The following is a 4,945-nucleotide window of genomic DNA, read 5'->3' as shown; positions in this document are numbered from 1 at the left end:
TGCACACCGTGCCGACGCGCGGCCGGATGTATTGCATCGTGTCGTGGATCGCCATGCCCGCCGTGACGACGCCGCCCGGCGAGTTGATGTACATGAAGATGTCCTTCTTCGGATTCTCCGACTCGAGGAACAGCAGCTGCGCCGTGATCAGCGATGCCATATTGTCCTCGACGGGACCGACCACGAAGATGATCCGCTCGCGCAGCAGCCGCGAATAGATGTCGAAGCTGCGCTCGCCGCGGTTCGACTGCTCGATGACGATCGGCACGAGGCCGCCGGTCACGGGGTCGACGCGGAAGCCCGGAGGAGCGAACTGGCCGGATTCGAACGGATTGTGCATGTTAAGTCTCTCGGGTCCTTATGCCTTGCTTGTGCCCTACATCGGCGCTCCCCCGGCGGGGCGCAAGGGGGCGGAATGATGAACGCTTTGCCGCGCGGCTCGCACGTCCTACGATCGGGTGGATAGCTTGTATCCGCATCATTGCGCGACCACGTCCGGCGGAGACGACAAGGAGCGGCCGAGATGAGCAAGGTTCTGGTGACCGGCGGGTCGGGATTCGTCGGCGGGCACGTCATCCTGCAATTGCTCGACGCGGGGCACGAGGTGCGGACGACGGTGCGCTCGCTGGCCAAGGAACAGGCGGTGCGCGACACGCTGGCGCACGCCGGCGCGACCGGCCTCGACCGGCTGAGTTTCGTCGCCGCCGACCTCGAGAAGGACGACGGCTGGGCCGAGGCGGTCGCCGAATGCGACTATGTCCAGCATGTCGCCTCCCCCTTCCCGATCGAACAACCCAAGGACGAGAACGAGCTGATTCGCCCGGCGGTCGACGGCACGCTGCGCGTCCTGCGCGCGGCACGCGACGCCGGCGTGAAGCGCGTCGTCCAGACCTCGTCCTTCGCGGCAATCGGATACGGCCATGGCGACCAGGCCGCCGCTTATACCGAAGCGGACTGGACCGACGTCAACGGCCCGGCGGTCCAGCCCTATATGAAATCAAAGACGCTGGCCGAGCGCGCGGCGTGGGACTTCATCGGCCGCGAGGGCAACGGGCTCGAACTGTCGGTGGTCAATCCGGTCGGCATTTTCGGCCCGGTGCTCAACGAGGATCTGTCGACCTCGATCGAGATCATCAAGCGCATGCTCGAAGGCGGCCTGCCCGGCGCGCCGCGACTCTATTTCGGCGTGGTCGACGTGCGCGACGTGGCGGGAATGCAGATCAAGGCGATGACCGCGCCCGAAGCCAAGGGCGAGCGCTTCCTGGCGGTCGCCGGCGAGCCGGTGTCGATCCACGACATGTCGGTGATCCTGCAGCAAGGCATGGGCGAGAAGGCCGCGAAGGCGAAGCTGCGCCAGATTCCCGATTGGCTGATGCGGATCATGGGTCTGTTCAATCCGCTCGCGCGCGAGGCCGGCCCGCGCCTCGGCATCCGCGCCGCGGCGAGCAACGCCAAGGCGCGCGAGGTACTGGGCTGGCAATTTCGTTCGAACGAGGAAGCGATCGTGGCATCGGGCGAGAGCCTGATCCGGCAAGGAATCGTACAATGAACGACAATGCGCCCTGGCATGCGCATATCTATTACGACGCGGCGGAACGCGGTGCCGCCGAGACGCTGCGCGCCACGTTCGCCGACATGATGGTCGAGGACGTCGAGCCGATCCTGTTCATCGGGCGAATGACCGATGGCCCGGTCGGCCCGCACCCGATCGCGCAATTCGAAATTCATTTCGCAGCTGCCGCCGGCGCGGTGGTCGCGCGGGCGATCGAAGGAACCGGCCTGCGCGCGTTGATCCACCCGCTGACCGACGACGATGTCGCCGACCATACCACGCTGGCGCATTGGATCGGTCAGCCGCTCGACCTTGATGTCAGCGTGCTGGACCCGCCGGGGCATAACCAAGGCGTTGCGCGGTTCGGGATCAGCGATTTCTGAGGATGGAAGAAGCGGAGATCCTAAATCCTCCCCCTGGCGGGGAAGGATTTTTGCATCACGCGCCCGGCGCCGGATGCCCCAGATAGGCCAGCCGCCTGACCTCTCGCCTGCCGCGCACCACCGTATCCAGAATCAGCCCGGCAAAGCCGTTCAGCGCCGCCAGGATGACCAGGCCGGTGGCGAGGATCGCCGTCGGGAATCGCGGCACCAGGTGCGTGTGGTAGTAAGTGATCGCTAGGGGAATGCCGAGCGCCACCGCCGCCAGCGCCAGCACGGCGCCGATCGCGCCGAAGAACAGCAGCGGCCGCTCGATCCGGTACAGCGTCATGATGGTGTTGAGGATGCGGAAGCCGTCCGAGTAGGTCGACAGTTTCGACGTCGACCCCTCGGGCCGCGAGAAATAGCGCGTCTCGACCTCACCCACCGGCATGCGCAGTTCGAGTGCGTGGACGCTGATCTCGGTCTCGATCTCGAACCCGCCCGACAGCACCGGAAAGCTCTTCACGAAACGACGCGAGAAGACGCGATAGCCCGACAGGATGTCGGTGAAACTCCGCCCGAACAATTGCGCGAGCATGCCGGTCAGCAGCTTGTTGCCCATCACATGGCCGCGGCGATAGGCGGCGTCTTCCTGCGTCACGCGGCTGCCGACCACCATGTCGAGCTGCTCGTCGAGCAGTTTCTTGACCAGCTGCGGCGCCGCTTCGGCGTCATAGGTCGTGTCGCCGTCGGCCATCACATAGATGTCGGCGTCGACGTCGGCGAACATGCGGCGGACGACATTGCCCTTGCCTTGCATGCGTTCGGACCGAACCACGGCGCCGGCCGCCCGCGCGAGCTCGATCGTGCGGTCCCTCGAATTGTTGTCGTAGACGTAGATCGTCGCGCCGGGCAGCGCCGCCCGGAACCCCGCGACCGTCTGCGCGATCGCGGCTTCCTCGTTATAACAGGGCAACAGGACTGCGATGCGTGGTTCGGTCATTCTGCGCCCCCTAAACCTTCTCCCCTTGTGGGAGAAGGATACGGAGACTTGCGAGCTTGCTCGCTAGTCGCAGTTGGATGAGGGGAAGCGAAGCGCAGCTTCGCGCGGCCGCAAGGGCGACCGCTTACCCCTCACCTAGCTCCGACTAGGGCCGCGCAAGCGCGCGACCCAAGTCTGCGCAACCCTCTCCCACAAGGGGAGAGGGATAACAATGTCACTTCTTCGCCGGCGCCTTCTTGGCGGCGGGCTTCTTGGCCGGAGCTTCCTCGGCCTTTTCCGCCTTGGCGGCCGGCGCCTTCTTGGTGGCGGCTTTCTTGACCGGTTCCTCGGCCTTGGCCGCTTCCGCCGGAGCCTCGACCTTGTCGTCCGCCTTGACCGGCGCCTTCTTCGCGGCGGCCTTCTTCACCGGCTCTTCGGCCTTCGCTTCGGCCTTGTCGGCCTTGGCATCGGACTTCTTGGCAGCGGCCTTCTTCGCCTTGGGCTTGTGGTTGTCGTGGTCGTGATGATGCGTGCCGGTCGCGAACCCGTCCTCGGACTCAATCGCTTCCTCGAGTTCGGCGCGGGTCACTTCGCGCTCGGCGATGTCCGCGGTCGAGAACAGGAAGTCGACGACCTTGTCCTCATAGAGCGGCGCGCGCAGCTGGGCGGCGGCCATCGGCTCGTTGCGGATGTATTCGACGAAGCGCTGCTGGTCCTGCGGCGCATATTGCATCGCGGCCTGGCTGATCAGCCGGCTCATTTCCTGGTTGGTGACCTCGACGCCATTGGCCTGGCCGATCTCGGACAACAGCAGGCCGAGGCGCACGCGGCGCTCGGCGATCGCCTGATAGTCCTCGCGCTCGGCTTCCATCTCGGCCAGCGCCGCCTCGGGATCGGGTTCGTGCGTCGCTTCGTGCTTGAGCTGCTCCCAGATCTGCTGGAACTCGGCCTCGACCATCGACGGCGGCACCGGGAAGTCGTGCCCGGCGGCGAGCTGGTCGAGCAGCTTACGCTTCATGTACGTGCGGGTCAGGCCGTTGAGCTCCTGCTCGATCTGGCCCTTCAAGAGGCCCTTGAGCTGCTCGAGATCGTTGAGGCCCAGCGACTTGGCCAGGCTGTCGTCGATCTTGGTCTCGCCCGCGGTCTTCACCGACTTGACGACGAGATCGAAGGTCGCCGGCTGGCCCTTGAGGTTCTCGGCCGGGTAATCCTCCGGGAAGGTGACCTTGATGGTCTTCTCGTCGCCCGCCTTGACGCCGACGATCTGGTCCTCGAAGCCCGGGATCAGGCGGCCCGAGCCGATCTCGACCGCCATGTCGGTGCCGGTGCCGCCCTCGAACGCGACGCCGTCCTTGTCCTTGCCGACGAAGTCGACGGTGACGAGGTCGCCCTGCTTGGCCTTGTACGATTCCTTGGTGTCGTCCCAATTCTTCTGCTGGGCGGCGAACTTCTCGAGCTGCGCCTGGATCTCTTCCTCGCCCGCCGGAACGGTCAGCCGCTCGAGCTTGAGCTTGTCGATCGCCGGGGTCGGCACGTCGGGGAGGATTTCCAGCTCGACCTTGAGCTCGGCGTCCTTGCCCTTCTCGTAATCATTCTCGAGACGGACCGAGGGCTGCATCGCCGGACGCAGCTTTTCCTTGCCGATCAGGGTCTGGATGCCTTCCTGGATCGCGGTGTTGAGCGCGTCCTGGGTCAGCGCCTCGCCGTGCATCTTGCGGATCAGGTTGGCGGGCACCTTGCCGGGCCGGAAGCCGGGCATGCGCACCTGCGGGGCCACGCGCTTCACCTCGGCGTCGACCTTGGCATCGATCTCCTTGGCGGTGATCGTCAGCGTATAGGCGCGCTTGAGCCCTTCGTTCAACGTCTCGACAGTCTGCATTTCAGGCCTTCTTCTTTTTCCGGAAAATCTGTTGGTGGCCAACCCCGCCCAAAAGCGCGGGGACTGGTGCGGGCGAAGGGACTCGAACCCCCACATCTTGCGATACTGGAACCTAAATCCAGCGCGTCTACCAGTTCCGCCACGCCCGCGAGAGGACCGCCGGTCGGCGG

At 65.5% G+C, this 4,945-nt stretch carries 5 protein-coding genes and 1 tRNA gene; 2 read left to right on the top strand and 4 right to left on the bottom strand.

Annotated features, from left to right (window positions below):
* Window positions 1-340, bottom strand: a 340-nt coding sequence (locus ACTHJR_RS17775) for an ATP-dependent Clp protease proteolytic subunit (RefSeq protein WP_440524669.1), incomplete at its 3' end; no start/stop codon positions are given.
* 183 nt (window positions 341-523) lie between these two features.
* Between ACTHJR_RS17775 and ACTHJR_RS17770 the strand changes: the two genes are divergently transcribed.
* Both ACTHJR_RS17770 and ACTHJR_RS17765 read left to right on the top strand, forming a co-directional pair.
* Complete coding sequence (locus tag ACTHJR_RS17770) at window positions 524-1,549, top strand: SDR family oxidoreductase (protein WP_440524667.1); 1,026 nt, start codon at window positions 524-526, stop codon at window positions 1,547-1,549.
* Entirely contained in the window at window positions 1,546-1,935 is a 390-nt protein-coding gene (locus ACTHJR_RS17765) for a DOPA 4,5-dioxygenase family protein (protein ID WP_440524666.1), read from the top strand. Before ACTHJR_RS17770 ends, ACTHJR_RS17765 begins: the two co-directional genes overlap by 4 nt.
* Before the next feature lie 55 nt (window positions 1,936-1,990).
* Here ACTHJR_RS17765 and ACTHJR_RS17760 read toward each other — a convergent pair whose 3' ends face one another.
* The 3 genes from ACTHJR_RS17760 to ACTHJR_RS17750 all read right to left on the bottom strand — a co-directional run bounded on the left by ACTHJR_RS17760 (window position 1,991) and on the right by ACTHJR_RS17750 (window position 4,924).
* Window positions 1,991-2,917, bottom strand: coding sequence for a glycosyltransferase family 2 protein (locus tag ACTHJR_RS17760; protein ID WP_440524665.1), 927 nt, complete (start codon window positions 2,915-2,917; stop codon window positions 1,991-1,993).
* A 214-nt stretch (window positions 2,918-3,131) separates the two neighbouring features.
* Entirely contained in the window at window positions 3,132-4,775 is a 1,644-nt protein-coding gene (gene tig / locus ACTHJR_RS17755; protein ID WP_440524663.1) for a trigger factor, read from the bottom strand.
* Window positions 4,776-4,839: 64 nt separating this feature from the next.
* Window positions 4,840-4,924: transfer RNA gene (locus ACTHJR_RS17750), tRNA-Leu, on the bottom strand.
* Window positions 4,925-4,945 lie beyond the last annotated feature (21 nt).

It is taken from the genome of Sphingomonas sp., assembly GCF_051962185.1.
GTDB lineage: Bacteria > Pseudomonadota > Alphaproteobacteria > Sphingomonadales > Sphingomonadaceae > Sphingomonas.
This window is presented reverse-complemented; position numbering and strand designations above follow the sequence as displayed.